General features: G+C 54.9%; 1 protein-coding gene. It reads left to right on the forward strand.

What is annotated here, in order from left to right:
- Positions 1–437 (forward strand): cation:proton antiporter family protein (locus KJQ97_RS09480; RefSeq protein WP_214120704.1); only part of this gene is annotated, 437 nt, incomplete at both ends.

Here is a 437-nt window from a genome sequence, read left to right on the forward strand (position 1 = left end):
ATTGATGCTGGTTCGCTTCGGCTGGCTGTGGGCCATGAAAAAGTTCAGCCTGCGTTTTTTGAAGAAGAAACCGATGGAGTTCGCCAGCTGGACGTCGCGTGAAATTCTGATTGCTTCCTTCGCTGGCGTTCGTGGGGCGATCACCCTGGCTGGTGTGCTCTCTATACCGTTACTTTTGCCGGATGGCAGCGGATTTCCGGCGCGTTATGAACTGGTATTCCTGGCGGCTGGCGTCATTCTGTTCTCGTTATGTGTCGGCGTGATCATGCGGCCGCTGCTGTTGCAACATCTGGAAGTCGCCGATCATGCGCAACAGTTGAAAGAGGAGCGTATCGCCCGCGCGGCGACGGCGGAAGTGGCGATTGTCGCCATTCAGAAAATGGAAGAGCGTCTGGCGGCGGATACCGAAGAAAACATCGATAATCAGTTGCTTACTG

Origin of the sequence: Campylobacter sp. 2018MI01, from assembly GCF_018501205.1 — a bacterium.
In the GTDB taxonomy this organism is placed as follows: Bacteria; Campylobacterota; Campylobacteria; order Campylobacterales; family Campylobacteraceae; genus Campylobacter_E.